The following is a 22,497-nucleotide window of genomic DNA, read 5'->3' on the forward strand; positions in this document are numbered from 1 at the left end:
TCCTGAAATTCGGTCGTTTACAACCGCACTTTTTCTCCGCCGAATTCATTCAGCAGGTTTTCGGTTAATTTCGCCAATATGCCGGTCATCAGCACAAAATCCGCATCAAAACGCTGAGCGATATCTTCTTTTAAAATATCCTCGTTTTTTTCACGGATCTGATCGGCGAATTTCAGGCGTTTTAAGCTGCAATCCTCATTCAGCACAAACGTCAGATGCGCTTCCCATTCCAAAGCCAGCTTGCTAATGTGTTTGCCCGCCTGCAACAGCGATAACATTTCATCCGTATCCAGTGCCTGCTGTTTACAGCGGATCACCGCATTGTCCTGACTGCCTTTCAGTTCGGCATCCTCCAGCACGGTCAGCCACTGCGGCATCGTCTCATTCGCCACCCAATCGCTCATCACCGAAGTCGGCTCATTGGCAAAACTTAACGGCACCACCGGCAGCGAGCCTAAGGATTTGCGCAATAACGCCAGCACATCTTCCGCCCGTTTGCCGGATGCGGCATCCACATAAATCAGGTTGTTTTCCGTATCGATCCACAGCGCGGTTTGCTGATGTTTACTGAATGCGCGCGGCAGCAGCGCAGACACCACATCGTCTTTTAACGCCTGTTTTTCCGTTTTCTTCAGTTTACGGTTTTCTTTCTGTTCCAGCGCATTGATCCGGCTGTCCAGTTCACGCTTAACCACATGCGCCGGCAGAATTTTCTCTTCTTTATGTGCCACCAGCAGAATCTGCTTGCCGACGGAAAAATGCAGCAATTCGCTGCCGCGCAACGGATTCGTCCAGCCGAATTTACTCATATCCGATTGGCTGCAGGCATAAAATTCGCATTGACTCAGTTGCTGCTGCAAACGCGTCGCCTCCCAGTCCAGTGTTTTTGTCAGCCGGTAAATCATTGCGTGTTTAAACCAAAACATAGTAGATCCTTATTATTATTCAGGTAAAATGTGTGCCTATATCGGTTTTCTATTGTAACTTATTCGGGATAAAAATATGCAACATAAATTAATCGCGTTTATCGGCGGCGGCAATATGGCGCAGGCGATTGTCTTCGGGCTGTTAAAAAAAGGTTATCCGGCGCAGCAAATTATCGTCTGCGATCCGAATCAGGACAGACGGGACATCTTTGCCGCTCAGGGCGTGCAGGTCAGCGATGACAATCTTGCGGCGGCCACCCGTGCGGAAGCGGTGTTATTAGCGGTGAAACCGCAGGTGATCGGCGCTGTCTGCGCGCCGTTAAGTGCGGTGAATTTTGCCGACAAATTATTAATTTCCATCGCCGCCGCGGTGCCGGTGGCACGTTTACAAGCGTTACTGCCCGGCGCACGGCATATTGTCCGCGTCATGCCGAATACACCGGCGTTCGTTTCCGCCGGCATGGCGGGGCTGTTTGCCGAACCGAATCTGCCGCAGCCGTTAAAAGCCTTTGCGCAGGAGTTATTAAACGCCGTCGGCGAAAGCTGCTGGGTGGAAAAAGAAAGCGATATGCACCTGATAACGGCGGCGTCCGGCAGCAGCCCGGCTTATTTTTTCCTGTTTATGGAAGCCATGCAGAACGCCTTAACGGAAATGGGACTGACAGAAACCGATGCGCGTCTGCTGGTTCAGCAATCCGCTTTCGGCGCGGCTAAAATGGCCGCTGAAAACCCGGCGCTGTCTTTCGCGCAGCTGCGGCAAAACGTCACCTCGAAAGGCGGCACCACAGCGGCGGCACTGGCCGTATTTACGCAGCACGATCTGGAACAGACCGTACGGCAGGCAATTCGGGCCTGTGTGCAACGTTCGCAAGAAATGGAAAAACTGTTTTAATGAAAATCTCTCCTTTTACCTGGCTGGCACTGAGCTTTTTCGGCTATTACTGCGCCTACGGCGTTTTCGTACCGTTTTTTCCCGTTTGGCTGAAATCGCAATCTTACGGCGCGGAAACTATCGGTTTAATTCTGGCGTCGTCTTATTTATTCCGTTTTATCGGCGGCATTTTCTTTTCCGCACTGGTCAAACGCGCCTCTCAGCTGCTCAACGCGCTACGCTATCTGGCGTGGCTGAGCTGTGCGGTGATGTTCGTTATCGCCTTTCTGGCGCAGACTTTCTGGCTGTTGTGCGGCGCAATCTGGCTGTTTGCCATGCTGAATGCGGCGGGCATGCCGCTTAGCGACACGCTGGCGTCCACCTGGCAGAAACAAATCCATCTGGATTACGGCAAGGCGCGTTTGATCGGCTCCGCGGCGTTTGTGGTCGGCGTAACCCTGTTCGGCTATCTTATCGGCATAAGCAGCGAGTATTATATTATCTGGATTTTAACCGCACTTTTAGGGCTGTATGCGGTTATGCAGATGAATTCGCCGCATACGCCGCCGCATGATGAAACGGAAAGTGCGGTCGAAAATACGGTCACTTTCGGGCAACTGCTGAAAAACCGTACCACCCTGCGCCTGCTGATTGCCATTTCGCTGATCCAAGGTTCCCATGCGGCTTATTACGCTTACAGCGTGCTGTACTGGACGGAATCGGGCATTTCGGTGCAAACCACCAGTTTGCTTTGGGGTTTAAGCGTGGTTGCAGAAATCGTGTTGTTTTTCTTTTCCACCAGATTATTCAAACACTGGAACGTCAGCCGCCTGTTTTATCTCTCCGCGCTGGCGGCGGCACTGCGCTGGGGCGTGCTGGGCTCAACGCAGGAACTGACGGTTATCGCCGCAGCACAGCTTTTGCACAGTCTGACCTATGCCGCCAGTCATTATGCCATGGTACGTTATATCACCACCCAGCCGCAAAATACGATCGCCAAATTGCAGGGATTATACAACGGCTTGTCCAGTTGTGCCGCGGTGGCGCTGCTGACAGCGTTATCCGGTGTGCTGTATCCGCTTTCGCCGTCACTCACCTTCGCGCTAATGAGCGGGGTGGCGCTTATGGCGCTGTTATTTATTCCGCCGAAAGTGGAAGCCTTTTTGCTCCGTAACGAGGCCTCATGAAAGATACGGCGTTGCTTGAACTGTTTCTGAACGAACTCTGGCTGGAAAAAGGTTTATCGGACAATACCGTGCAGTCTTACCGGCTGGATCTCAGCGCACTGTGTCGCTGGCTGGAAAAACACGCACTCAACCTGCTGACGCTGGATGCGGTGGATCTGCAAACCTTTCTCGGCGAAAGATTACAGCAGGGCTACAAAGCCACCAGCACGGCGCGCCTGTTAAGTGCGCTGCGTAAGCTGTTTCAATATTTATACCGCGAAGCATACCGCACCGATGATCCCAGTGCGGTATTAAGTTCGCCCAAATTACCGGGGCGGCTGCCGAAATATCTGACGGAACAGCAAGTGACGGATTTGCTGAATACGCCGAATATTGACGAACCGCTGGAGTTGCGCGACAAAGCTATGCTGGAGCTGCTGTATGCCACCGGCTTGCGGGTCAGCGAACTGGTGGCGCTGAATATCGACAGTATCAGTTTGAATCAGGGCGTCGTGCGGGTTATCGGTAAGGGCAATAAGGAACGCATTGTGCCGATGGGGGAAGAAGCGGCTTATTGGGTGCGCCAGTTCATCCTGTACGGACGGGCGGCTTTACTGGCCGGACAAAGTGCCGATACGCTGTTTCCAAGCCGTCGCGGCAATCAAATGACCCGCCAGACTTTCTGGCATCGCATAAAGCATTATGCGGTTCTGGCGGAAATCGACTGCGACGCGTTATCGCCGCATGTGCTGCGTCATGCATTCGCCACTCATCTGGTTAATCACGGCGCGGATTTGCGGGTGGTGCAAATGCTGCTCGGCCACAGCGATTTATCCACCACCCAGATCTATACCCATGTTGCCAAGGAACGGCTGAAACATCTGCACGAACGTTATCACCCGCGCGGCTAGCGCGTTATGCCATGCCGATTAATTTGTGCGTTTGCAGGCTCAACAACCAGCGGGGTTTACCGGCGCGCTGATTGAGCAAACCCAGTTGGCGCACGGTATGCAGCAGATTCATTTCGCCGTTAATGTCGCAAGGCGACAGATAATAATAGGTTGCCTGAATCCGCGCTTCTATTTCCGCACAGAACTCCAGCATTTCTCCGTCCGCGACAATCCGCACTTCATCGGCGAAAGCGATACAGCGCCGACGGTATCGTTCCCGATACTCCGCTTTCGGGCTCACCGCAATATAATCAATCTGCGGCGCAACCGGTTTTAACCCGTTGGTTTCCATGGCAAGAAAATAGCCCGCCAGTTTCAGGTGAGTCAAAAGTGCGGTTAATTTCGGCTGAATTGTCGGCTCGCCGCCGGTGATAATAATATTCTTGGCGGAAAACGACCGCACTTTGCGCATAATCTCGCTTAAGCGCATCCAGCGGAAACGGTTGAATTCCGTATCGCACCAGGAACAGGCCAAATTGCATTTGCCGAAACGGATAAACACGCAAGGCATGCCGGTATTGGCGCCCTCGCCCTGCAGACTTTCGAAAATTTCCACAACGGCATATTGCGGTTCATCCGCCGTCGGCAGGAGCTGATTAATTTTCATCGTACTGGCAAAAAGAAGTCGGCGTTTCCCACAGCCGGATCGCCGATACCGGCAGCCCCGCTTCCCGTTTCAGGCGCTGAAAAATAAACCGCGCCATTTCTTCCGCGGTGGTCCGCGTCGGCATCCCGAATGTTTTCGAGTCCAGCTCCTGCAACAGCGCGGCAATCCGGCATTCGCGCCGACTGGTGGTATCGTAAATAAAAGCATGATCCATCGGATCTAAAATCAGCGTTTTCACCACCGCTTTGAGATCGGTAAAATCCATCACCATGCCTTTCTTGGCACCCTGCGGGTGCAAATCGCCGCTCACTTCCACCTGCAGTTTATAGGTATGACCGTGCAGATTGCGGCACTTGCCGTCGTGCCCGTCCAGCAGATGCGCCATATCAAAACTGAATTCTTTCGAAACTTTAAACATTTTCCACCGCACTTTTCTGTTGCAAATATTCCTTCAGCCCTTTTTCGCGCAATACACAGCTCGGACATTCGCCGCAGCCGTGTTCGACGCCCTTATAGCAGGTATGCGTATGGGTTCTGATGTAATCCAGGGCGCCCAGCTCGTCGGCCAGCGCCCAGGTTTGCGCTTTGGTCAGATACATTAACGGCGTGCGCAGATTGAAATGATAATCCATGGCCAAATTCAGCGTGACATTCATGGATTTAATAAACACGTCACGACAATCGGGATAACCGCTGAAATCCGTTTCGCACACGCCGGTAATAATATCGCGGATGCCCTGCCCTTTGGCGTAAATCGCCGTATAAAGCAAAAACAGCGCATTGCGTCCGTCCACAAAGGTATTCGGCACGCCTTGTGGGCCCGGCTTGATCTCGGCGTTGTCCTGCATTAAGGCGTTGGTGGTAATGGATGAGATCACCGAGGTGTCGATCAAGGTTTGTTTAACGCCGAGATCCTGTGCAATCCAGGCGGCTTTTTCCAGTTCAATAGCATGACGCTGACCGTATCGGAAGGTGACGGTTTCTACCTGCCGGCGACCATAATCCGCAATGGCCTGTATCAGGCAGGTGGTGGAATCCTGTCCGCCGGAGAAAATGACAACCGCTTTGCGATCGCCCGTTTGAGTTGATAAAGACATAATTTTCCTAGTTTTTTTGCGTGGGAGGGTTGCGAACCACGAGACTATAACGTGCCGCCATTGTACCGTGAAAGCGGCGATTGTCCAACAAAAAAGCCCGTCATTACAGACGGGCCGAATTAACATGCCGCGTGATTATTCGGCAAAAGAGTCTTTTAAACGTTCATCGGCACGACGGGCTTCGCCTTTATGCTGCAATTTATTCAGTTGTTTTTCTAATTTTTCTTCGACTTCATTAATCGCTTTATACATATCTTCCGACTGACTGCTGGCGAACAGATCACCGAGCGGCGTGCCGATTGAGGCTTCAACCGAAAAACCTTGCGGAATTTTGTTTAAAATGAAATGCGGATTGATTAACTGAGTTTGCCATTTACCTAACTTAGCAAGTCTTTCTTCGACGTGAGCACGAATTGCAGGGGTGATATCCATTTGTTTACTTGTGATATTTAGAGTCATAGCATTTACCTCTTTGTTTTAATGAAGAGTATTTCTACTCCGTGAAATCCTTTAGTAACAAAATAGCGTCGTTATCCTGACTTTTCAAGCACTTTATGACGAATTCCGACGGAAAAAAGAAAAATTATGATCTGGGTGGAAAATCTGAAAAAAGATACTGTCTTTTGCCTTGAAAATTGCTATGATGATAAAGTTTTTTGCGCCGCAGGGTTGCTGATTATCGTCAGCAACCCTTTGTTTTAGTTTATCTTTTAAACAAGATTCAGCGATCAAGCCGGCTCGTCCTGCGCCATGTGGCGCAGTTTCAGACGGGCAAAATAATCCGCCGTTTCACTCACCACCACATGCCGCAATCCGACCAGTGCAATCAGGTTCGGAAACGCCATTAATCCGTTGACAATATCCGCCAGAATCCAGATTAATTCCAGATGAATGAAAGCGCCGCAGCCGACCAGCACGATAAATACGGTGCGGTAAAGTTTAATCCCCTTTACCCCGGCCAGATAAACAAAACAGCGCTCGCCGTAATAACACCAGCCCAAAATGGTGGTAAAGGCAAAAAACAGCAGCCCGACAGTCACGATCGTCGCACCGATACTGTTGCCTAATCCCTGCGAAAAAGCGTAATTGGTGACCGCCGCCCCCGCCATATCCGACTGCCACGCACCGGTTAACACCAGCACGATACCGGTCATCGAACAGACGATAATGGTATCCAGAAACGTGCCGGTCATGGAAATCAGCCCCTGACGCACCGGTTCCTGGGTTTGCGCTGCGGCCGCGGCAATTGGCGCACTGCCCAGCCCCGACTCGTTGGAAAAAATCCCGCGCGCCACACCGGATTGAATGGCTCTCATCACCGTATAACCCAAGGCACCGCCCAATGCCGCCTGCGGCTCAAAGGCGCTGTGAATAATCAGCGTAACCGCCGCCGGAACCTGCCGCCAGTTAAAAATAATGATCACCACCGCCGTCGCCACATACAGTACCGCCATAAACGGCACCAGCACGGAAGAGACGGTCGCAATACGTTTCACGCCGCCCAGAATAATCAGTCCGACCAACAGCGTCATCACCGCGGCACTCAGCGCCACCGGCACATGAAAGGTATCGTTCATCGCGTGCGTAATGGCCTGAATCTGCGGAAACGTACCGATACCGAAAAACGCCACCAGCACACCGAAAACGGCAAACAGTTTCGCCAGCCAGCCGATGCCCAGCCCGCGCTCAATATAATACATCGGGCCGCCCGCCATAAAGCCTTGTTTATCGCGCACGCGATATTTTACCGCCAGCAGACATTCGGCGTATTTGGTCGCCATCCCGAGCAGCGCCACCAGCCACATCCAGAACATAGCGCCCGGCCCGCCCGCTTGAATGGCGGTCGCCACGCCGACGATATTGCCGGTGCCGATAGTTGCCGCCAGTGCGGTGCAAAGCGCGGCGAAAGCGGAAACATCGCCTTTTTTCTGTCCGCGCTCTTTTTTAAATAAATAAACCAACGCCCGCGGCAGATGAATAATCTGAATAAAACCGAGACGCAACGTCAGATAAAGCCCGGTACCGGACAGCAAAATCAGCAGCGGCGGGCCCCAGATAAATGAATTGATCGATGATAATATCGTTTCCAGCGACATGTGAATTCCTCGTAAAAAATCGCGGTTTACAAGGAGGCGAAAAGATGTTTGGCGAATGAATAAAATAGAAATAACGCCGCAGCCGGCGCTAAAATCACCTGAATAGTCTCTTGCCCCTGTCCTTTTGCCTGAGCGTTTCAAAAACAGTCGAAAAAACGACCGCTCTTTTGCGCCTTCGGCGTCCATTTTGTGCCATCGCACAACGGATCTCTCCAAGGGTTCGTCCAGTAACAGTCCTCGCTAATCTATTAGCACCTGAAAGATTTTACCTCGTCGGTGCAGGGTCAATTCCCTACTCTCCAGCTACCTTCATCCGAACTTGTCTTTTATTGCAATAAATAAAAGTGCGGTGAATTTTAGCAGGATCAACGCCGAAGCTCAATAACCGCCGCCGGATTTATTCGGCCTGCCGCTTATACACGCTCATTTAGCGCCGGCCATACCGGCAAACAAAACGGGCCGATTATCGAAATCAGCCCGTCGTCATGTTAAAGAGAACAACACGCTCAGCGCGTTTCCTTTTGCCATTTTTTAGCAATATAGCTACAGCCGGGGATCAGGTTCAGCCGGCGGGCGGCAATAAAATCCCGCAGCGCACGGTATAATTGATCCGCCACGCCCTGCCCGCGTAAACTTTCCGAGACATAAGTATGGTTGGCGTTAATGGTGTTTTGATCCACAAAATAATAGGTCAGCTCGGCAATCCGACGGTTCTCGCCGTCGGTTAGAAAAAACACCCCGTCTTTTTCGCCCTGTTGATGCTGAATGTTCATCAATGTTTTCTCCAGTCTTCCCCAAAATTGTCGTCTGTCGCAAAATCCGCCGTATCGCACGGAATCGCCTTTTCCTCGCTTGCCCATTCGCCCAGATCAATCAGCTGACAGCGCTTGCTGCAAAAAGGACGGTACGGACTTTGTGCCGACCACACCACCGGTTTTCTGCAAATCGGGCAAGGCACTTCAAAACTATCGTCACTCATGTTCGGTTCCTGCCTGTTGTAAATAATAACGGTGTAATTCTAACACTTTTTGTTTGATTTCGGGTAACGATGCTGTGAAATCCCTGTTATTGTCAATCACATCATCAGCGACACACAAGCGCTCTGCGCGGCTGACTTGCGAGCGCATGATATTTTTAATCAGCGCCGCGTTATTTTTATCCCGCTTGGCGGCGCGTAACAGTTGCGTTTCCGGCGCCACATCCACCACCAGCACCCGATCACAAAGTGCGGTCAGATGATTTTCAATTAACAGCGGTACCACCCAAAGCACATACGGGTAGGTTTGCGCCCGTAACCGGCTCAGCATCGCCTGCCGAATCGCGGGATGCAATATCGAATTCAACCATTGCCGCGCCGCATCATCGGCGAAAATCCGCTCGCGCAGCGCGCCCCGGTTAAGTTCGCCCTGTTCGGTTAATATGTCCTCACCGAAATGCCGTACGATTTGCGGCAAAAGCGGCGTGCCTTTTGCCACCACTTCGCGCGCAATAACATCCGCATCCACCACCGGCACGCCCAGTTCGGCAAAAAAATCCGCCACCGTGCTTTTACCGCTGCCGATACCGCCCGTTAATCCTACAATATACGTCATTGTTTTTCCTTAATGCCGCAAGAGTTATCCCGCAGCGCCGATTGCAACACGCAAGCCGGTTAATGCCCGGAAAGGTGCGGGATAACCAGACAAACAACATGGCTATCATTGTGGCATATCCTGTCGAAATTGCCCATATAAAAGATAAAACAAAGTAATCCGGCGGCACATAAAAACGGCGCAAAGGGAATCAAGCGGGCATGTTTAGAGCGTAAACGCAAATACAGCCCATAGGCCAGTCCGCCGAGACAGGCAAGCAATACCACTAACGGCAGCTGTGAGAGCGGCACAAAACCGCCCAACCCCAGCATCAGCCAGTAATCGCCCCGCCCTAACGCCTCCTGCCGATAATAGCCTTTGGCCAGATGATAAATCAGATAAAAGCCGCTAAATCCGGCCATGGCACTGAGCAGGCTTTGTTCCACCGTCAACGGGGTCAGCCGCCCGTATGCGCCGGCAAGCGCTAATGCAAACAATAGCTGGCACAAGGCGGGCGGAATCAGACGGTATTGCCAGTCAATCAACGCGATCACAAACAGCAGACTGCAATATATCGCGATCCACAAGGCGAACAAAACCGGTTCAAAGGCGATAAAACAGCATAAAAACCACGCGCCGAAAGCGATTAAATAGGCGTAAAACGCACCGCACTTTTTAGCCTGTAAGACGGCATCGCGAGGGCAAAAGTGCGGCGGATTACGGCTGAAAATTTCCACATAATTGTGATAAACCTGCCTGACGGTATGCTCGGCAAAGGTGGAAACATAACGGAAAATCCGGGCGCCGACCAACATGCCGCACAATACCGCCGCCAGATAACTCATTGCAGCACCGCGCCCATATTAAATATCGGCAGATACATGCCGAGCATAATCATGCCGATAAGCCCGCCGATAATCACCATTAACAACGGCTCCAGCATCTGCGATAACAAATCGATCCGATGATCGAGACGCTGTTGATAATTCTCGGCAATATGTTGCAGCATCATCGTCAGATTGCCGCTTTGCTCCCCGATTCGCAGCATTTGTCTTGCCTGCGGCGGAAACAATCGACAGCCGAGACTCTGTGAAAATGCGTAGCCGCGGTTAATCCGTTGCAGCATATAATCCACCTCGGCGGTTAATACCGGATCGCCTTCCGGCCGATTATTCACCAGCCAGCTTTGTATCTTCGGCAAAAAGGATTGCAGCGCCTGATTCAGCGGAACACCGGCCTGCAGCATCAAATGCAGACTGCGGCTAAACGCCACCAGCCGGGATAAGCGGATAATCTCGCCCAACACCGGCATAGACGCCAGCAAGCGGTTTTTCCACAGATGCAGACGGCGGGAGCTTTTCAGGCGCAAACGCAGAAACAGCACCGACAAAACCGCCAGCAGCAGAAACTGAATAACATACTGACGCAAGCCGTCGGACAGATACATCAGCAGCGCCGTAAACGCAGGCAGCGCGGCATTGTGACCGACATACAGCTGTGCGAATTGCGGCACGATAAAAATCAACAATAACAGGGTTAATATCAGCGACACCGCCAATACCAACAACGGATAAAGCAGAATTTTCTGTAGCTTACGCTGCAGCGCCAAAGCACGGCCTTTGTGCCGGGCAATCTGTTGGCAGACCTGTGCCAGTTTGCCGCTCATTTCCCCGGCTTTGATCAGTTGGCGCTCCTGATAAGTGAAATAGCGCGCCTGATTATCCAGCGCCTGTGAAAAGCGCAGTCCGCGTTCAAGATCCGCAATTAATCCGTCCAGCCATTGATAAAGCGCCACGTTCGTACAGTGTTGACGCATAAGCTCCAGACTGTTTTTCAACGGCAGTGCGGCCTGCAGCAGTACCGCCAGCTGCATCGCCAGTTCGCTGATTTCCGCTTGTTGCGGTTTGCTTGACCATTGCCAGTTCGGCTGTAGCCTGATCTGTCGCAATCCCTGTCGGAACAAGGCTTGCCGTGCTTCATCGACGTTGGCCGCGACGATCTCGCCCCGTTGTTTTTGTCGTAAATGATCAATGCCTTGCCAGCGAAACTGTTTAAATCGATTCATCACCTTTACCCAGCACCCGTTCGACTTCAGTTAAATCCGTCAGTCCCGCATTGACTTTTTCCATTGCGCTGGCCGTCAAATCGGCAAAATCCGTCCGATATTCGGTCTGTTGCGCTGAAAAGTGCGGTTGTAAAAATTGATAAATGCCGATACGCCCTTTATATCCCTGATAACAATCACAATTTTCTGTTTGATGAGCAAGGCAACGTTTACGAACTAAACGCTGAGCAATCACCAGCAATAACGCGCTCTCAATTTCATGCTGGCGAATGCCCAGCTGCCGCAAGCGGGAAATCGCCGAAACCGCATTATTAGTATGCAATGTGGATAACACCAGATGCCCGGTCTGCGCCGCCCGTAACGCCATGGCAGCACTTTCCTCGTCGCGGATTTCCCCCAGCATGATAATATCGGGATCCTGTCGCAAAAAAGTACGCAGCAAACGGCTGAAATCCAGACCGATTTGCAAATTCACCTGTGTCTGAATAATGCCCGGCAATTCGATTTCGATGGGATCTTCGGCCGTCATAATATGTTTTTCCGACCGGTTCAGCCATTCCAGTGCGGTATAAAGCGTAATGCTTTTACCGCTGCCGGTCGGGCCGGTTACCAAAATCAGCCCCTGCGGCCGGGAGAGTGCCTGTTGCAGCGCAGCTTGCTGCGGCGGTGTCATACCGAGTTCGGCAAAACTCAGGTGTACGGGTTTGTTCTGCTGCAAGCGCAGCACCGCTTTTTCGCCCCGATTGGTCGGCAGCACGGATAAACGGAAATCCAGCCTGTCGGAAAAGGCGGTTTTAAACTGAAAGCGTCCGTCCTGCGGCAGGCGGTTTTCGCTGATATCCAGCTTCGCCAGTAATTTTAAACGGGAAATCAAACGATCCGCCAGCGCTGCCGCCACCGGCGCTTGTCGCTGTAAAACGCCGTCAATGCGAAACCGCACTTGCAGACCGCCGGATTGCGGTTCCAGATGAATATCGGAAGCCTTGCGGCGTAATCCGTGTTCGAAAATCCGTTCCAGCAGCGCGATCACCGGTTCATCGTTATGTGTTTCCTGAGCTGGCGCCACATCAACCTCCGTCGGGGCATAAAAAGCCGTTTGCGGCTCCTCCGCCACTGACGGAGCCAGCGCCTGCAACAGCGCTTTCAGCACAGCTGTTTCCAGTAATACCGGTTCGACAACCTTGCCGCGGATAAATGAAAAGGCTTCACAGGCGGCAAGGTTGGTCAGATTATCAATACCCAGCCACAGCGAATGCGCCTCTTCGCGTAAAGGTACGGCAAAATAGCGCAGCAGCAACGCCGCTTGCTGCCGGTTTTTGTTCCATAAGTGCGGTGCTATTTCGAACGGTTTTCCGTCCATGGCGACGACACTGCGCGCCGCGTCGGACTTATAGCCGGGCATATTTCCTCCCGATTAGCTGCAAGCGCCCGCCGGGAAAATCTCCGCCGGTGAGCAGGCCGCCTGCCAGGACACGCCTTGAGCGACATCGCCGTCCGGCGTTAGAATATAGGTGGTATCTGCCAGACTGTCGCGCCCGCTGACCGTAATGACACCGCTTTTTACCTCTATGGAAGCCACCCGGCCTTTATTTTCAAGCTTATGCTGAATCCCGTGGCTGCCGGCATGGCAGTTTTCTCTGCCGCCCTGATGATAAATACACAGCTCCACTTCCGAGCGATAGGGGGAGGAGGCTTGCAGCAATTCTGCAACCGCCGCTTTTTTGGTATAATTCTGATAAGACGGAATCGCAATTGTCGCCAGAATCGCCACAATTGCAATAACGATCATTAATTCGATAAGGGTAAATCCCTGCTCGATTTTTGCCGGATAGGAGATTTGCATAATGGTTTTCCTTATATGTGCCGTAGTTGTCATAAGCGGTGACAGGCAGTGTGCATAACAGAAAAACCGACGGCAAACGCACCGCACTTTTTTTTCGATCGGGATCGCAAAAATACATTTTTATGAGCCAAAAACCATCACACACCATTTCACACGGCTGGCTGACCGATGCCAGAAAACGGCCTTCGCCGCATTATGATCCGCGCCCGGATCCCAATGATATTTCTTTATTGGTGATTCATTACATCAGCCTGCCGCCGGAACAGTTCGGCGGCGGGTATATCGATGATTTTTTTCTCGGCCGGCTCGACCCTCAGGCTCATCCGTATTTTCGGGAAATTTCTCAGCTGCGCGTCTCGGCTCATTGTCTGATTGAGCGCACCGGGCGCGTAACTCAGTATGTCAGTTTTGCCGATCGCGCCTGGCATGCCGGCCAATCCTGTTTTCAGGGGCGGGAAAAATGCAATGATTTTGCCATCGGCATTGAGCTGGAAGGCAGTAATCAGCAACCCTTTACCGCAGCGCAGTACCGCGCACTCAGCGAGATAACCCGCCGCCTTATGGCGCAGTATCCGTTAATCAGTAAAGAACGCATTGTCGGGCATTGCGACATTGCTCCCGGGCGCAAAATCGATCCCGGCCAGTATTTCGACTGGGCGGACTATTTGTCGCGGCTTTAATCCTACCGCCCGAGCGTCCTGCTTAATAAACAACCACCTTTTTTATGCGGTTTTTCATATGCGGGGGAAATCCGCAATGAACAACTAACCAATTGATAAATATCAACATTTTAAAATCTGTTAGCCGAAAGGTTGAGGAATTGAAAAGTTACTCAGGGTTATCCCTGCGATCAGTCACACAGTTATCCACAGAAATTCTGAATAACTCACAGCCCGCCGTCTCAACCTCAAGCAACCAGACCGGGCGAGGGCAAACTGTTGTTTTTATCGACATAAAGCGCGCTAAAAAAGTGCGGTTCGAAATCCTCAAGGATCAAGTGATTAAAACAGCATAGATCGCGATTAGCCCGCAATAAGATCCTTGCATGCCAATGATCCTGCGCGGATCATGTTTAATCCGTTCGGCATTTATGCGCCGCCTATACACAGCGTTATCCACACCTTTTCGCACGGCCGGGTTTTGCGTTTAAAATCATGATTAGCAGTTGTTAAAAATGCCGGATTATGAAACAATTTAGCGCTATCAATATAATCAGACAAAAATTAAGGTGAGGGATAGTGATCGATTTCGATGGCTACCGTCCGAATGTGGGTATCGTGATTTGCAACCGCAAAGGACAAGTACTCTGGGCGAAAAGATACGGGCAGAATTCCTGGCAGTTTCCTCAAGGCGGCATTAACGATAATGAAAGTGCGGAGCAGGCGATGTACCGCGAACTGTTCGAAGAAGTGGGACTGAGCCCGAAAGATGTCAAAATTCTGTACGTCTCCAAGCAATGGCTGCGTTATAAACTGCCGAAGCGTTTATTGCGTTACGACAGCAAACCGATGTGCATCGGGCAGAAGCAGCGCTGGTTTCTGCTGCAGTTGATTTCGGACGACGCCAATATTAATGTGCAATCCAACAAATCGCCCGAATTTGACGGCTGGAGCTGGGTCAGTTTTTGGTATCCGGTTCGTCAGGTGGTGTCGTTCAAAAAAGACGTTTATCGTAAAGCGATGAAAGAATTCGCGGCCGTGTTGTTTGATCAGCATAAAGATCCGCTTGCCGGCAAAAGTCCGCTTTACCGTCACGAAACTAAACATGCGCAGCCGGCCAAAAAATCCGGTTCTGCCAAATATCAAAAACGTTCATCAAATAAAACAAGGGGTTAATATGTTGACCTTTTTTCTTATCTGTCTGGCGGTGGGATCGCTGGTCGGTTTTCTGGCCGGTTTATTCGGCATCGGCGGCGGTCTGGTCATTGTTCCAGTGCTGGTTTATCTGTTACCGATGGTGGGCGTGCCGGACAATGTGTTAATGTCCTCGGCACTCGGCACCTCTTTCGCCACTATCGTGATTACCGGTTTTTCCTCGGCTCAACGGCACCATAAACTCGGCAATGTCGTCTGGGATGCGGTCAAGATTCTGGCGCCGGTCATTATGCTGTCAACCTTTATTTCCGGTCTATTTATCGGCAAACTGGACAAAGACATCGCCAGTAAGATTTTCGCCTGTCTGGTGATTTATCTGGCGGTCAAAATGCTGTTATCCATTAAACCGAAAGCGGCGCACAAGCCGCTGACCACCACTTCATCGGTCATCGGCGGCGTATTGATCGGAATTGCCTCCAGCGCAGCCGGTATCGGCGGCGGCGGATTTATCGTGCCGTTTTTAAATTCACGCGGCATTGAAATGAAAAAAGCCATCGGTTCATCCGCTTTCTGCGGAATGCTGCTCGGCTTATCCGGCATGCTGAGTTTTATGGTCGGCGGCTGGAATGCGGCCAATATGCCGGCTTATTCCGTCGGTTATGTTTATCTGCCCGCCGTGATCGGCATTACGTTAACCTCATTTTTCACCTCGAAACTCGGCGCCACTACCACAACGAAATTACCGGTGCCGACCTTAAAACGTTATTTTGCATTACTGTTAATCGCCATCGCGATTGATATGATTATTCGATAATTATTTGTCAGAAGGAAATTTATGAATTCGGAATTTTTCGCTTTTCCCCAATTTGATCCGGTGATTTTCTCACTCGGCCCGGTCAGCCTGCGTTGGTACGGCATGATGTATTTAATCGGTTTTGTTTTCGCCCGCTGGCTGGCGGTGCGCCGCGCCAATCGCCCGGACAGCGGCTGGACGACGGAACAGGTGGACAATCTGCTGTTTAACGGCTTTTTGGGCGTTTTCCTCGGCGGGCGCATCGGTTATATTCTGTTTTATCAGTTCGACTACTTTGTGCAGGATCCCGCCTATCTGTTTCGTGTCTGGGAAGGCGGCATGTCGTTTCACGGCGGTTTAATCGGCGTGATCCTCGCCATGTACATTACCGCCCGGCTGCAAAAACGCGGCTTCTGGGCGACCGCTGATTTTGTTGCGCCGTTAATTCCGTTCGGTCTGGGTATGGGACGGCTCGGCAATTTTATCAACGATGAGCTGTGGGGACGTGTAACCGATGTGCCTTGGGCGGTGTTATTCCCGTCCGGCGGTTATCTGCCGCGCCACCCGTCGCAGCTCTATGAAGCGGTGCTGGAAGGGTTGCTGCTGTTTTTTATTCTGAACCGGTTCATCCAAAAACCGCGCCCGACAGGTTCGGTTGCCGGTTTATTTTTAACCTGTTACGGCCTGTTCCGGTTTATCGTCGAATTTTTCCGCGAACCGGATCCCCAACTGGGATTATTCTTCGGCCAGCAGATTTCCATGGGGCAGATTCTGTCCGCCCCGATGATTATTATCGGCCTCACGATTATCGCCATTTCCTATAAAAGTGCGGTCAAAAAAGGATAAGTTTATGCGTCAATATTTAGCATTGTGCCAGCGCATTATTGATGAAGGACGCTGGATCGAAAATCAGCGTACCGGCAAGCGCTGTCTGACCGTGATCGATGCGGATCTGACTTACAATGTGGCGGAAAATCAGTTTCCCCTGATCACCACCCGTAAAAGTTACTGGAAAGCCGCCATCGCCGAATTTCTGGGTTATCTGCGCGGCTACGACAATGCCGCCGATTTCCGCAAACTGGGCGCCAAAACCTGGGACGCCAATGCCAACGAAAACCTCGCTTGGCTGAATAATCCGCAGCGCAAAGGCGTTGACGATATGGGACGGGTTTACGGCGTGCAGGGACGCGCCTGGCGCAAACCGAACGGGGAATGCGTCGATCAGCTGCGTAAAATCGTTGATCATCTGACAAAAGGCATTGATGATCGCGGCGAAATCATGACCTTTTATAATCCGGGCGAAATTGATCTCGGCTGCCTGCGGCCGTGCATGCATACGCACACGTTTTCGCTGCTGGGCGATACCCTGTATTTAACCAGTTATCAGCGTTCCTGCGATGTGCCGCTGGGGCTGAATTTCAATCAGATTCAGGTCTTTACTTTTCTGGCGTTAATGGCACAAATCACCGGCAAAAAACCGGGGCTGGCGTTCCATAAAATCGTCAATGCCCATATTTATGAAGATCAGCTCGATTTAATGCGTGATGTGCAGTTAAAACGCGAACCGTTTGCGCTGCCGAAGCTGGAAATCAACCCGGACATTAAGACGTTGCAGGATTTGGAAACCTGGGTCACGCTGGATGATTTCAAGGTGAGCGGTTATCAGTGTCACGCCGCGATTAAATATCCGTTTTCGGTATAAACGATGAAAGCCGTTATCTCGCTGCTGTTCGCTATTATGCTGCCGGCATCGCAGGCCGCCTTGGCGGAAACCGCTTACGACAAACAAACACCGGCGGCGCTGTTGCAACAGGGTGCCGAACAAGGTAATGCCGAAGCGCAGGTTTATCTGGGCGAACAGTATGAAAACAAGCAGGATTATGCGAATGCCGCCTTCTGGTACGATAAAGCCGCACAGCAGAATTTGCCGGCGGGTTTATTCAACCTTGGCTATTTGTATGAAAAAGGTCAGGGAGTGGAGCAAAGTTATCACACCGCCGCCAAACTGTATAAACGGGCCGCAGAGCAACATTTTGCGCCGGCGCAATACCGTCTGGCTTATATGTACCTGAACGGGCAGGGGCTACGTCAGGATCTGAATATCGCGCAAACCTGGCTGGAGAGCGCGGCGGAACAGGGTTATGCGCAAGCGCAGTTCGATTTGGCGATGATGTATTACAAAGGGCTGAATCATCTCGCGCAGGATTACCGTCAGGCCAAGCACTGGTTCGAACAGGCCGCCGGACAAAATCATGCACCGGCGCAATTCAGCTTAGGCGTAATGTATCAAAACGGTATCGGTGTGGCGCAAAATACGCAGACCGCCGCCGATTGGTACGGCAAAGCCGCTTCCCAGCAACACGCGCCGGCCCAGCTGAACCTCGGTGCCTTATATGAACAGGGTAACGGCATCAAACAGGATCTGAAAAAAGCCAAAGCCCTTTACGGCGATGCCTGTGACAACGGCGATCAGCGCGGCTGCGATTATTACAAAGATCTGAACCAGAAAGGAATCTGAAAGTGCGGTCGGATTTTGATCAGAAAATGATGCGTTATGCGCTTTCTTTAGCGGATAAAGCCGAAGCCTTGGGCGAAATTCCCGTCGGCGCGGTATTGGTTGATGAACAGGGCGAAATCCTCGGCGAAGGCTGGAATTTATCCATTGTCAACTCCGATCCCACCGCCCATGCGGAAATCGTCGCCTTGCGCGATGCCGGACAAAAAGTGCAGAACTACCGTTTGTTAAATACCACCCTGTATGTCACCCTTGAACCCTGCACCATGTGCGCCGGCGCGATTTTACACAGCCGGATTAAACGCTTAGTGTTCGGGACGGCGGATTATAAAACCGGCGCGGTCGGTTCCCGCTTTCATTTTTTTGACGATTATAAAATGAATCACACGCTGGAAATTACCGGCGGGGTACTGGAAGCGGAATGCAGCCGCAAACTGAGTGAGTTTTTCCGCAAAAGACGCGAACAAAAAAAATCCGCCAAACAACACGCGGCGGATCGCTGAGCCAAAAGCAGGCGGAACACCGCCTGTATAAGTTAATCCCGTTATGCGGCAACCATGACCATTGCCGGGCGAATCACACGGCCGTTCAGCAAATAGCCTTTCTGTAATACGGTGGTAATCTGATTGCTGTCAAATCCTTCCGTCGGCTGCATGGAAATCGCCTGATGCAAATCCGGATTAAACGTCTCGCCGACCGCACCGACCGGTTCCACGCCGAAACGCGCAACGGTCGCCAGTAACCCTTTCAGCGTCAGCTCCACCCCGTCCATCAAGGCTTTCATGCTTTCATCTTCCAGATTGGCCGGCGTGGCTAAGGCGCGTTCTAAATTATCAATGGTTTCCAGCAGCTCTTTGGAAAATTTTTCCAGCGCGAATTTATGCGCTTTTTCCACATCCTGCTCCGCACGGCGGCGAATATTATCCATTTCCGCCCGGGTACGCAATAAAATGTCCTGTTCTTTTTTGGCGGTTTCCGCTAATTGTTCTTCCAGTTCCTGCACCCGGGCAATCGCCTCTTCCAGCGCGTCCTGTTCTTCAGTCGGTTCCTCGGCGACGGGCTGTTGTTCCGGTGCCGCCTCTTGGTTTTCCGTCTGCGTTTCCGCCTGTGGATTTTTGACTTTCTTTTCTTGTTCTGACATGCTCTGCTCCATTCATTAAAAGGTTTCGTCTATTGTAACATAAAAATTAACACTTTCCCCGCGCCGCGCTGGCAACTAAAAAGCTTTCTGTGTAATATAGGCACTAATTTTGTGAATTCAAGTGCGGTTATTTTTTGGCACAAATGGAACCACTATGTCCAACTATAATTTAATTGACAACGACGAATTACATATCTCCTTTCATACCATCGGTTTAGTGGGAAAACCGCGTAAAGATATCAATCTGCAAATGCACAAAAACCTGTTCCAGTGGCTATCGGAGCGGGGATATAACGTGCTGGTCGAAAAAGACATCGGCGAACGTCTGGATTTGCCTTTTCATCATCTGGCGGAACTTGATGAAATCGGCCGTCTGGCTCAGCTGGCGATTGTCATCGGCGGCGACGGCAATATGCTCGGGCGCGCCCGGATTCTGGCCAAATATGATATCGCGCTCATTGGGATCAACCGCGGCAATCTGGGATTTTTAACCGATATTGATCCGAAAAACGCCTATGCGCAACTGGAAGCCTGTCTGGAAAACGGTGAATTCTTTGTCGAAGAACGTTTTATACTGGAAGCGGCGGTCGAGCGCGGCAACAACATTATCGCGCGCAGTTACGCGGTGAATGAAGCAGTCATCCATCCGGCAAAAATCGCCCATATGATCGATTTTCATGTGTATATTAACGACAAACTGGCCTTTTCCCAGCGCTCCGACGGTTTGATTATTTCGACCCCGACCGGTTCGACCGCCTATTCTTTATCCGCCGGCGGGCCGATTCTGATGCCGCAGCTGAATGCGCTGTCACTGGTTCCGATGTTCCCGCATACCTTGTCTTCCCGTCCTTTGGTGATTGACGGCGATCAGAAAATTTCCATTCGCTTCGCCGAAGACAATACCTCGCAATTGGAAGTAGGCTGCGACAGCCAGATCGCACTGCCTTTTACCCCGGACGATGTGGTGCACGTTTATAAAAGCGAACATAAACTGCGTCTGTTACATTTAAAAAGTTACAATTATTACAAAGTGTTAAGTTCCAAACTCGGTTGGTTGAGAAACTCGGCCTAATATTTCGGCAAAAAACACTTTACTGTATATAAAAACAGTTATAAACTGATAAACATACAGTATAAGAGGATTTTGCCATGCTCACTCAGCTCACCGTCAATAATTTCGCTATCGTTCAACATCTGGATGTCGAGTTATCCGCCGGCATGTCGGTGATTACCGGCGAAACCGGCGCGGGTAAATCCATCGCCCTTGACGCCTTAGGTCTGTGTCTCGGACAGCGCACGGAAAACGGCATGCTGCGCGAAGGACAGGAACGCGCGGACATCTGCGCCGCCTTTCAAATCAGCGCTCAGCATCCCGCTCATCAATGGCTACAGGAACAGGAATTGCAGGATCAGGATAATCCCGAAAGTTGCATTCTGCGCCGCGTTATCAACGCCGACGGCCGCTCAAAAGCGTTTATCAACAGCACGCCGGTTTCCGCTGCGCAGCTGAAAGCTGTCGGGCAGTATCTGGTACACATCAACGGGCAGCACACCTCGCAGCGGCTTTTGAAAAGCGACTATCAGCTGCAACTGGTGGATAACTTCTGCGCGCATCCGCAATTACTGGCAAACATGCGTGAAAGTTACCGCACTTGGAAAACATTACAAGAGCAAATCGCTGCGTTCCGCCGGCACTGCGCAGAAAACGAAGCCAAAAAACAATTGCTGCAATATCAGGTGGAAGAATTGGATCTGTTCGGCTTAACAGAACATGAATATCCGGCGCTGGAAGAGCAGCATAAACGGCTGTCCAACAGCGAAGCGCTGATCTCGCTTTGCCAATCGACGCTGCAACTGTTAAGCGAAAATGAAAGCGTAAGCATTGATGCGCTGCTGCATCGCACCAATCAGTATATTGATGAACTGTGTGAACTGGATCCGCGCTATGCCGATGTACAAAGCATGTTACAGGAGGCGCTGATTCAGATTCAGGAAGCCACCTCGGAAGTTCAGCAGTTATCCGCCGATATTGAGCAGGATCCGGCCTCATTACAGGCGGTGGAACAGCGCATGAGCCAAGCGCTGCAACTTGCGCGCAAACACAATGTTATGCCGGAAGCCCTGGTCGGGCTGCATCAAAGTCTGAAGCAGGAATTAAACCAACTGACGGATTTTTCACAGCGCGAAGCAGAATTAAAACAGCAGGAACAGCTGGCCTACCGCGCCATGATTGAGGCGGCTGAAGCGCTCAGCAACAGCCGGCGACAGGGCGCTGAAAAACTGGCCGTCGCAGTCACCAATTCCATTAAACGGCTGGCCATGGAAAACGCCCGATTTTCCATTCGGTTTGAGCCGACGGAGCATCACATCGCCGCCAACGGTGCGGATAACCTGACCTTTATGCTGTGCGCCAATCTGGGGCAATCCGCCCAGCCATTGGCAAAAGTGGCCTCCGGCGGCGAATTATCCCGCGTCGCACTCGCCTTACAGGTGCTGACCTCGGATAAATCCGCCGTCTCGACGCTAGTTTTCGATGAAGTGGATACGGGGATCAGCGGCGCCACCGCCAGTGTGGTTGGTAAACTTTTGCGTAAACTGGGGCAGAAATGTCAGGTGCTTTGCGTGACGCATTTACCGCAGGTCGCCTGTTGCGGTCACCAGCATTTCTGGGTGGAAAAACAAACTACCGACGGTAAAACCGAGACAAAAATGACCGCACTTTCCGCTTCGCAGCGGGTAAAAGCGCTGGCAAAACTGCTGGGAGGCAGCAAGCTGACCGACAGCGCCCTGGCCAATGCGCAGGAAATGCTGGATTCGGTCAGCTGAAAAACCTCAATCAAGCAATAAATAGCATATTTCAGCCCGGCTGATTTGCCATCGCATCAAAAAACAGTCTGTGGTGGCAAAGATAAATTACGCGATATCCGGCATTCGGCATTCGGTATTCGGTGCTCGGTGTTCGGTGTTCGGTGTTCGGTGTTCGGTGTTCGGTGTTCGGTGTTCGGTGTTCGGTGTTCGGTGTTCGGTGTTCGGTGTTCGGTT

25 protein-coding genes, 1 pseudogene and 2 riboswitches are annotated in these 22,497 nt (G+C 51.5%); of the genes and pseudogenes, 12 read left to right on the plus strand and 14 right to left on the minus strand.

Going from position 1 to position 22,497, the window contains the following annotated elements:
* Positions 1 to 17 precede the first annotated feature (17 nt).
* Entirely contained in the window at positions 18 to 926 is a 909-nt protein-coding gene (rdgC, locus tag ACESOH_RS09050; protein WP_373100863.1) for a recombination-associated protein RdgC, read from the minus strand.
* Positions 927 to 1,002: 76 nt separating this feature from the next.
* On the opposite strand from rdgC, the gene proC reads away from it, so the two are divergent.
* Genes proC through xerD form a run of 3 tightly spaced genes read left to right on the plus strand, consistent with a single transcriptional unit; the run spans position 1,003 to position 3,874 of the window.
* Complete coding sequence (gene proC / locus ACESOH_RS09055) at positions 1,003 to 1,818, plus strand: pyrroline-5-carboxylate reductase (RefSeq protein WP_373100864.1); 816 nt, start codon at positions 1,003 to 1,005, stop codon at positions 1,816 to 1,818.
* Positions 1,818 to 2,984, plus strand: coding sequence for a 3-phenylpropionate MFS transporter (locus tag ACESOH_RS09060; protein WP_373100866.1), 1,167 nt, complete (start codon positions 1,818 to 1,820; stop codon positions 2,982 to 2,984). The genes proC and ACESOH_RS09060 overlap by 1 nt, the downstream gene beginning before the upstream one ends.
* Positions 2,981 to 3,874, plus strand: a complete 894-nt coding sequence (gene xerD / locus ACESOH_RS09065; RefSeq protein WP_373100868.1) for a site-specific tyrosine recombinase XerD — start codon at positions 2,981 to 2,983, stop codon at positions 3,872 to 3,874. The genes ACESOH_RS09060 and xerD overlap by 4 nt, the downstream gene beginning before the upstream one ends.
* A 4-nt stretch (positions 3,875 to 3,878) precedes the next feature.
* On the opposite strand, the gene ACESOH_RS09070 is transcribed toward xerD, so the two are convergent.
* From ACESOH_RS09070 to ACESOH_RS09125, 12 genes are all read right to left on the minus strand, one after another.
* Positions 3,879 to 4,520 (minus strand): 7-carboxy-7-deazaguanine synthase QueE, encoded by a 642-nt coding sequence (locus tag ACESOH_RS09070; protein WP_032093599.1) that lies wholly within the window; start codon positions 4,518 to 4,520, stop codon positions 3,879 to 3,881.
* The gene (queD, locus tag ACESOH_RS09075; RefSeq protein WP_373100869.1) at positions 4,510 to 4,938 is read right to left on the minus strand and encodes a 6-carboxytetrahydropterin synthase QueD; all 429 of its coding nucleotides are present in this window, start codon (positions 4,936 to 4,938) and stop codon (positions 4,510 to 4,512) included. Before queD ends, ACESOH_RS09070 begins: the two co-directional genes overlap by 11 nt.
* Positions 4,931 to 5,617, minus strand: a complete 687-nt coding sequence (queC, locus tag ACESOH_RS09080; RefSeq protein WP_032093597.1) for a 7-cyano-7-deazaguanine synthase QueC — start codon at positions 5,615 to 5,617, stop codon at positions 4,931 to 4,933. The genes queD and queC overlap by 8 nt, the downstream gene beginning before the upstream one ends.
* Position 5,618: 1 nt before the next feature.
* Positions 5,619 to 5,663: riboswitch (PreQ1 riboswitch) on the minus strand.
* 89 nt (positions 5,664 to 5,752) lie between these two features.
* The gene (raiA, locus tag ACESOH_RS09085) at positions 5,753 to 6,076 is read right to left on the minus strand and encodes a ribosome-associated translation inhibitor RaiA (RefSeq protein WP_032093596.1); all 324 of its coding nucleotides are present in this window, start codon (positions 6,074 to 6,076) and stop codon (positions 5,753 to 5,755) included.
* 269 nt (positions 6,077 to 6,345) lie between these two features.
* Positions 6,346 to 7,713 (minus strand): alanine/glycine:cation symporter family protein, encoded by a 1,368-nt coding sequence (locus ACESOH_RS09090; protein ID WP_373100870.1) that lies wholly within the window; start codon positions 7,711 to 7,713, stop codon positions 6,346 to 6,348.
* Between the two features lie 106 nt (positions 7,714 to 7,819).
* Positions 7,820 to 7,939: riboswitch (glycine riboswitch) on the minus strand.
* 280 nt (positions 7,940 to 8,219) lie between these two features.
* Entirely contained in the window at positions 8,220 to 8,486 is a 267-nt protein-coding gene (locus tag ACESOH_RS09095) for a GNAT family N-acetyltransferase (protein ID WP_032093594.1), read from the minus strand.
* Entirely contained in the window at positions 8,486 to 8,692 is a 207-nt protein-coding gene (gene yacG, locus ACESOH_RS09100) for a DNA gyrase inhibitor YacG (RefSeq protein ID WP_032093593.1), read from the minus strand. Before yacG ends, ACESOH_RS09095 begins: the two co-directional genes overlap by 1 nt.
* Positions 8,685 to 9,305 carry a dephospho-CoA kinase gene (coaE, locus tag ACESOH_RS09105; RefSeq protein WP_373100871.1) on the minus strand — a complete coding sequence of 207 codons (621 nt, stop codon included), beginning with the start codon at positions 9,303 to 9,305 and terminating at the stop codon, positions 8,685 to 8,687. The genes yacG and coaE overlap by 8 nt, the downstream gene beginning before the upstream one ends.
* Before the next feature lie 59 nt (positions 9,306 to 9,364).
* Positions 9,365 to 10,129, minus strand: coding sequence for a prepilin peptidase (locus ACESOH_RS09110; RefSeq protein ID WP_373100872.1), 765 nt, complete (start codon positions 10,127 to 10,129; stop codon positions 9,365 to 9,367).
* Positions 10,126 to 11,349, minus strand: coding sequence for a type II secretion system F family protein (locus tag ACESOH_RS09115; RefSeq protein WP_373100873.1), 1,224 nt, complete (start codon positions 11,347 to 11,349; stop codon positions 10,126 to 10,128). Before ACESOH_RS09115 ends, ACESOH_RS09110 begins: the two co-directional genes overlap by 4 nt.
* Complete coding sequence (locus ACESOH_RS09120; RefSeq protein ID WP_373100874.1) at positions 11,336 to 12,751, minus strand: GspE/PulE family protein; 1,416 nt, start codon at positions 12,749 to 12,751, stop codon at positions 11,336 to 11,338. The genes ACESOH_RS09115 and ACESOH_RS09120 overlap by 14 nt, the downstream gene beginning before the upstream one ends.
* A 12-nt stretch (positions 12,752 to 12,763) precedes the next feature.
* Positions 12,764 to 13,192 carry a pilin gene (locus ACESOH_RS09125; RefSeq protein ID WP_373100875.1) on the minus strand — a complete coding sequence of 143 codons (429 nt, stop codon included), beginning with the start codon at positions 13,190 to 13,192 and terminating at the stop codon, positions 12,764 to 12,766.
* A 122-nt stretch (positions 13,193 to 13,314) separates the two neighbouring features.
* On the opposite strand from ACESOH_RS09125, the gene ampD reads away from it, so the two are divergent.
* The 7 genes and pseudogenes from ampD to tadA all read left to right on the plus strand — a co-directional run bounded on the left by ampD (position 13,315) and on the right by tadA (position 18,817).
* Positions 13,315 to 13,872 carry a 1,6-anhydro-N-acetylmuramyl-L-alanine amidase AmpD gene (ampD, locus tag ACESOH_RS09130; RefSeq protein WP_373100876.1) on the plus strand — a complete coding sequence of 186 codons (558 nt, stop codon included), beginning with the start codon at positions 13,315 to 13,317 and terminating at the stop codon, positions 13,870 to 13,872.
* 558 nt (positions 13,873 to 14,430) lie between these two features.
* A pseudogene (gene rppH, locus ACESOH_RS09135) lies at positions 14,431 to 14,899 on the plus strand (RNA pyrophosphohydrolase); the annotation flags it as partial.
* A gap of 129 nt (positions 14,900 to 15,028) precedes the next feature.
* Complete coding sequence (locus ACESOH_RS09140) at positions 15,029 to 15,820, plus strand: sulfite exporter TauE/SafE family protein (protein WP_032093586.1); 792 nt, start codon at positions 15,029 to 15,031, stop codon at positions 15,818 to 15,820.
* 21 nt (positions 15,821 to 15,841) lie between these two features.
* A complete protein-coding gene (gene lgt, locus ACESOH_RS09145) occupies positions 15,842 to 16,645 on the plus strand; it encodes a prolipoprotein diacylglyceryl transferase (RefSeq protein ID WP_373100877.1) in 804 nt (267 codons plus the stop codon).
* Positions 16,646 to 16,649: 4 nt separating this feature from the next.
* Positions 16,650 to 17,501, plus strand: a complete 852-nt coding sequence (locus ACESOH_RS09150; protein ID WP_032093584.1) for a thymidylate synthase — start codon at positions 16,650 to 16,652, stop codon at positions 17,499 to 17,501.
* A 3-nt stretch (positions 17,502 to 17,504) separates the two neighbouring features.
* Positions 17,505 to 18,317 (plus strand): tetratricopeptide repeat protein, encoded by an 813-nt coding sequence (locus ACESOH_RS09155; RefSeq protein WP_373100878.1) that lies wholly within the window; start codon positions 17,505 to 17,507, stop codon positions 18,315 to 18,317.
* A gap of 26 nt (positions 18,318 to 18,343) precedes the next feature.
* Positions 18,344 to 18,817 carry a tRNA adenosine(34) deaminase TadA gene (gene tadA, locus ACESOH_RS09160; RefSeq protein WP_373100912.1) on the plus strand — a complete coding sequence of 158 codons (474 nt, stop codon included), beginning with the start codon at positions 18,344 to 18,346 and terminating at the stop codon, positions 18,815 to 18,817.
* Between the two features lie 41 nt (positions 18,818 to 18,858).
* On the opposite strand, the gene grpE is transcribed toward tadA, so the two are convergent.
* The gene (gene grpE, locus ACESOH_RS09165) at positions 18,859 to 19,455 is read right to left on the minus strand and encodes a nucleotide exchange factor GrpE (RefSeq protein WP_373100879.1); all 597 of its coding nucleotides are present in this window, start codon (positions 19,453 to 19,455) and stop codon (positions 18,859 to 18,861) included.
* Positions 19,456 to 19,609: 154 nt separating this feature from the next.
* On the opposite strand from grpE, the gene ACESOH_RS09170 reads away from it, so the two are divergent.
* Both ACESOH_RS09170 and recN read left to right on the plus strand, forming a co-directional pair.
* Positions 19,610 to 20,527: an NAD(+) kinase gene (locus ACESOH_RS09170; protein ID WP_032093580.1), complete on the plus strand. Its 918-nt coding sequence runs from the start codon at positions 19,610 to 19,612 to the stop codon at positions 20,525 to 20,527.
* 77 nt (positions 20,528 to 20,604) lie between these two features.
* Positions 20,605 to 22,281, plus strand: coding sequence for a DNA repair protein RecN (recN, locus tag ACESOH_RS09175; protein ID WP_373100880.1), 1,677 nt, complete (start codon positions 20,605 to 20,607; stop codon positions 22,279 to 22,281).
* Positions 22,282 to 22,497: the final 216 nt, after the last annotated feature.

This window comes from Necropsobacter rosorum (assembly GCF_964241405.1).
Taxonomy (GTDB): Bacteria; Pseudomonadota; Gammaproteobacteria; order Enterobacterales; family Pasteurellaceae; genus Necropsobacter; species Necropsobacter rosorum.

Coding starts and splice junctions, on each gene's coding strand:
- rdgC (WP_373100863.1), bottom strand. CDS start 926: ATGTTTTGGTTTAAACACGCAATGATTTACCGGCTGACAAAAACACTG.
- proC (WP_373100864.1), top strand. CDS start 1,003: ATGCAACATAAATTAATCGCGTTTATCGGCGGCGGCAATATGGCGCAG.
- ACESOH_RS09060 (WP_373100866.1), top strand. CDS start 1,818: ATGAAAATCTCTCCTTTTACCTGGCTGGCACTGAGCTTTTTCGGCTAT.
- xerD (WP_373100868.1), top strand. CDS start 2,981: ATGAAAGATACGGCGTTGCTTGAACTGTTTCTGAACGAACTCTGGCTG.
- ACESOH_RS09070 (WP_032093599.1), bottom strand. CDS start 4,520: ATGAAAATTAATCAGCTCCTGCCGACGGCGGATGAACCGCAATATGCC.
- queD (WP_373100869.1), bottom strand. CDS start 4,938: ATGTTTAAAGTTTCGAAAGAATTCAGTTTTGATATGGCGCATCTGCTG.
- queC (WP_032093597.1), bottom strand. CDS start 5,617: ATGTCTTTATCAACTCAAACGGGCGATCGCAAAGCGGTTGTCATTTTC.
- raiA (WP_032093596.1), bottom strand. CDS start 6,076: ATGACTCTAAATATCACAAGTAAACAAATGGATATCACCCCTGCAATT.
- ACESOH_RS09090 (WP_373100870.1), bottom strand. CDS start 7,713: ATGTCGCTGGAAACGATATTATCATCGATCAATTCATTTATCTGGGGC.
- ACESOH_RS09095 (WP_032093594.1), bottom strand. CDS start 8,486: ATGAACATTCAGCATCAACAGGGCGAAAAAGACGGGGTGTTTTTTCTA.
- yacG (WP_032093593.1), bottom strand. CDS start 8,692: ATGAGTGACGATAGTTTTGAAGTGCCTTGCCCGATTTGCAGAAAACCG.
- coaE (WP_373100871.1), bottom strand. CDS start 9,305: ATGACGTATATTGTAGGATTAACGGGCGGTATCGGCAGCGGTAAAAGC.
- ACESOH_RS09110 (WP_373100872.1), bottom strand. CDS start 10,129: ATGAGTTATCTGGCGGCGGTATTGTGCGGCATGTTGGTCGGCGCCCGG.
- ACESOH_RS09115 (WP_373100873.1), bottom strand. CDS start 11,349: ATGAATCGATTTAAACAGTTTCGCTGGCAAGGCATTGATCATTTACGA.
- ACESOH_RS09120 (WP_373100874.1), bottom strand. CDS start 12,751: ATGCCCGGCTATAAGTCCGACGCGGCGCGCAGTGTCGTCGCCATGGAC.
- ACESOH_RS09125 (WP_373100875.1), bottom strand. CDS start 13,192: ATGCAAATCTCCTATCCGGCAAAAATCGAGCAGGGATTTACCCTTATC.
- ampD (WP_373100876.1), top strand. CDS start 13,315: ATGAGCCAAAAACCATCACACACCATTTCACACGGCTGGCTGACCGAT.
- ACESOH_RS09140 (WP_032093586.1), top strand. CDS start 15,029: ATGTTGACCTTTTTTCTTATCTGTCTGGCGGTGGGATCGCTGGTCGGT.
- lgt (WP_373100877.1), top strand. CDS start 15,842: ATGAATTCGGAATTTTTCGCTTTTCCCCAATTTGATCCGGTGATTTTC.
- ACESOH_RS09150 (WP_032093584.1), top strand. CDS start 16,650: ATGCGTCAATATTTAGCATTGTGCCAGCGCATTATTGATGAAGGACGC.
- ACESOH_RS09155 (WP_373100878.1), top strand. CDS start 17,505: ATGAAAGCCGTTATCTCGCTGCTGTTCGCTATTATGCTGCCGGCATCG.
- tadA (WP_373100912.1), top strand. CDS start 18,344: ATGATGCGTTATGCGCTTTCTTTAGCGGATAAAGCCGAAGCCTTGGGC.
- grpE (WP_373100879.1), bottom strand. CDS start 19,455: ATGTCAGAACAAGAAAAGAAAGTCAAAAATCCACAGGCGGAAACGCAG.
- ACESOH_RS09170 (WP_032093580.1), top strand. CDS start 19,610: ATGTCCAACTATAATTTAATTGACAACGACGAATTACATATCTCCTTT.
- recN (WP_373100880.1), top strand. CDS start 20,605: ATGCTCACTCAGCTCACCGTCAATAATTTCGCTATCGTTCAACATCTG.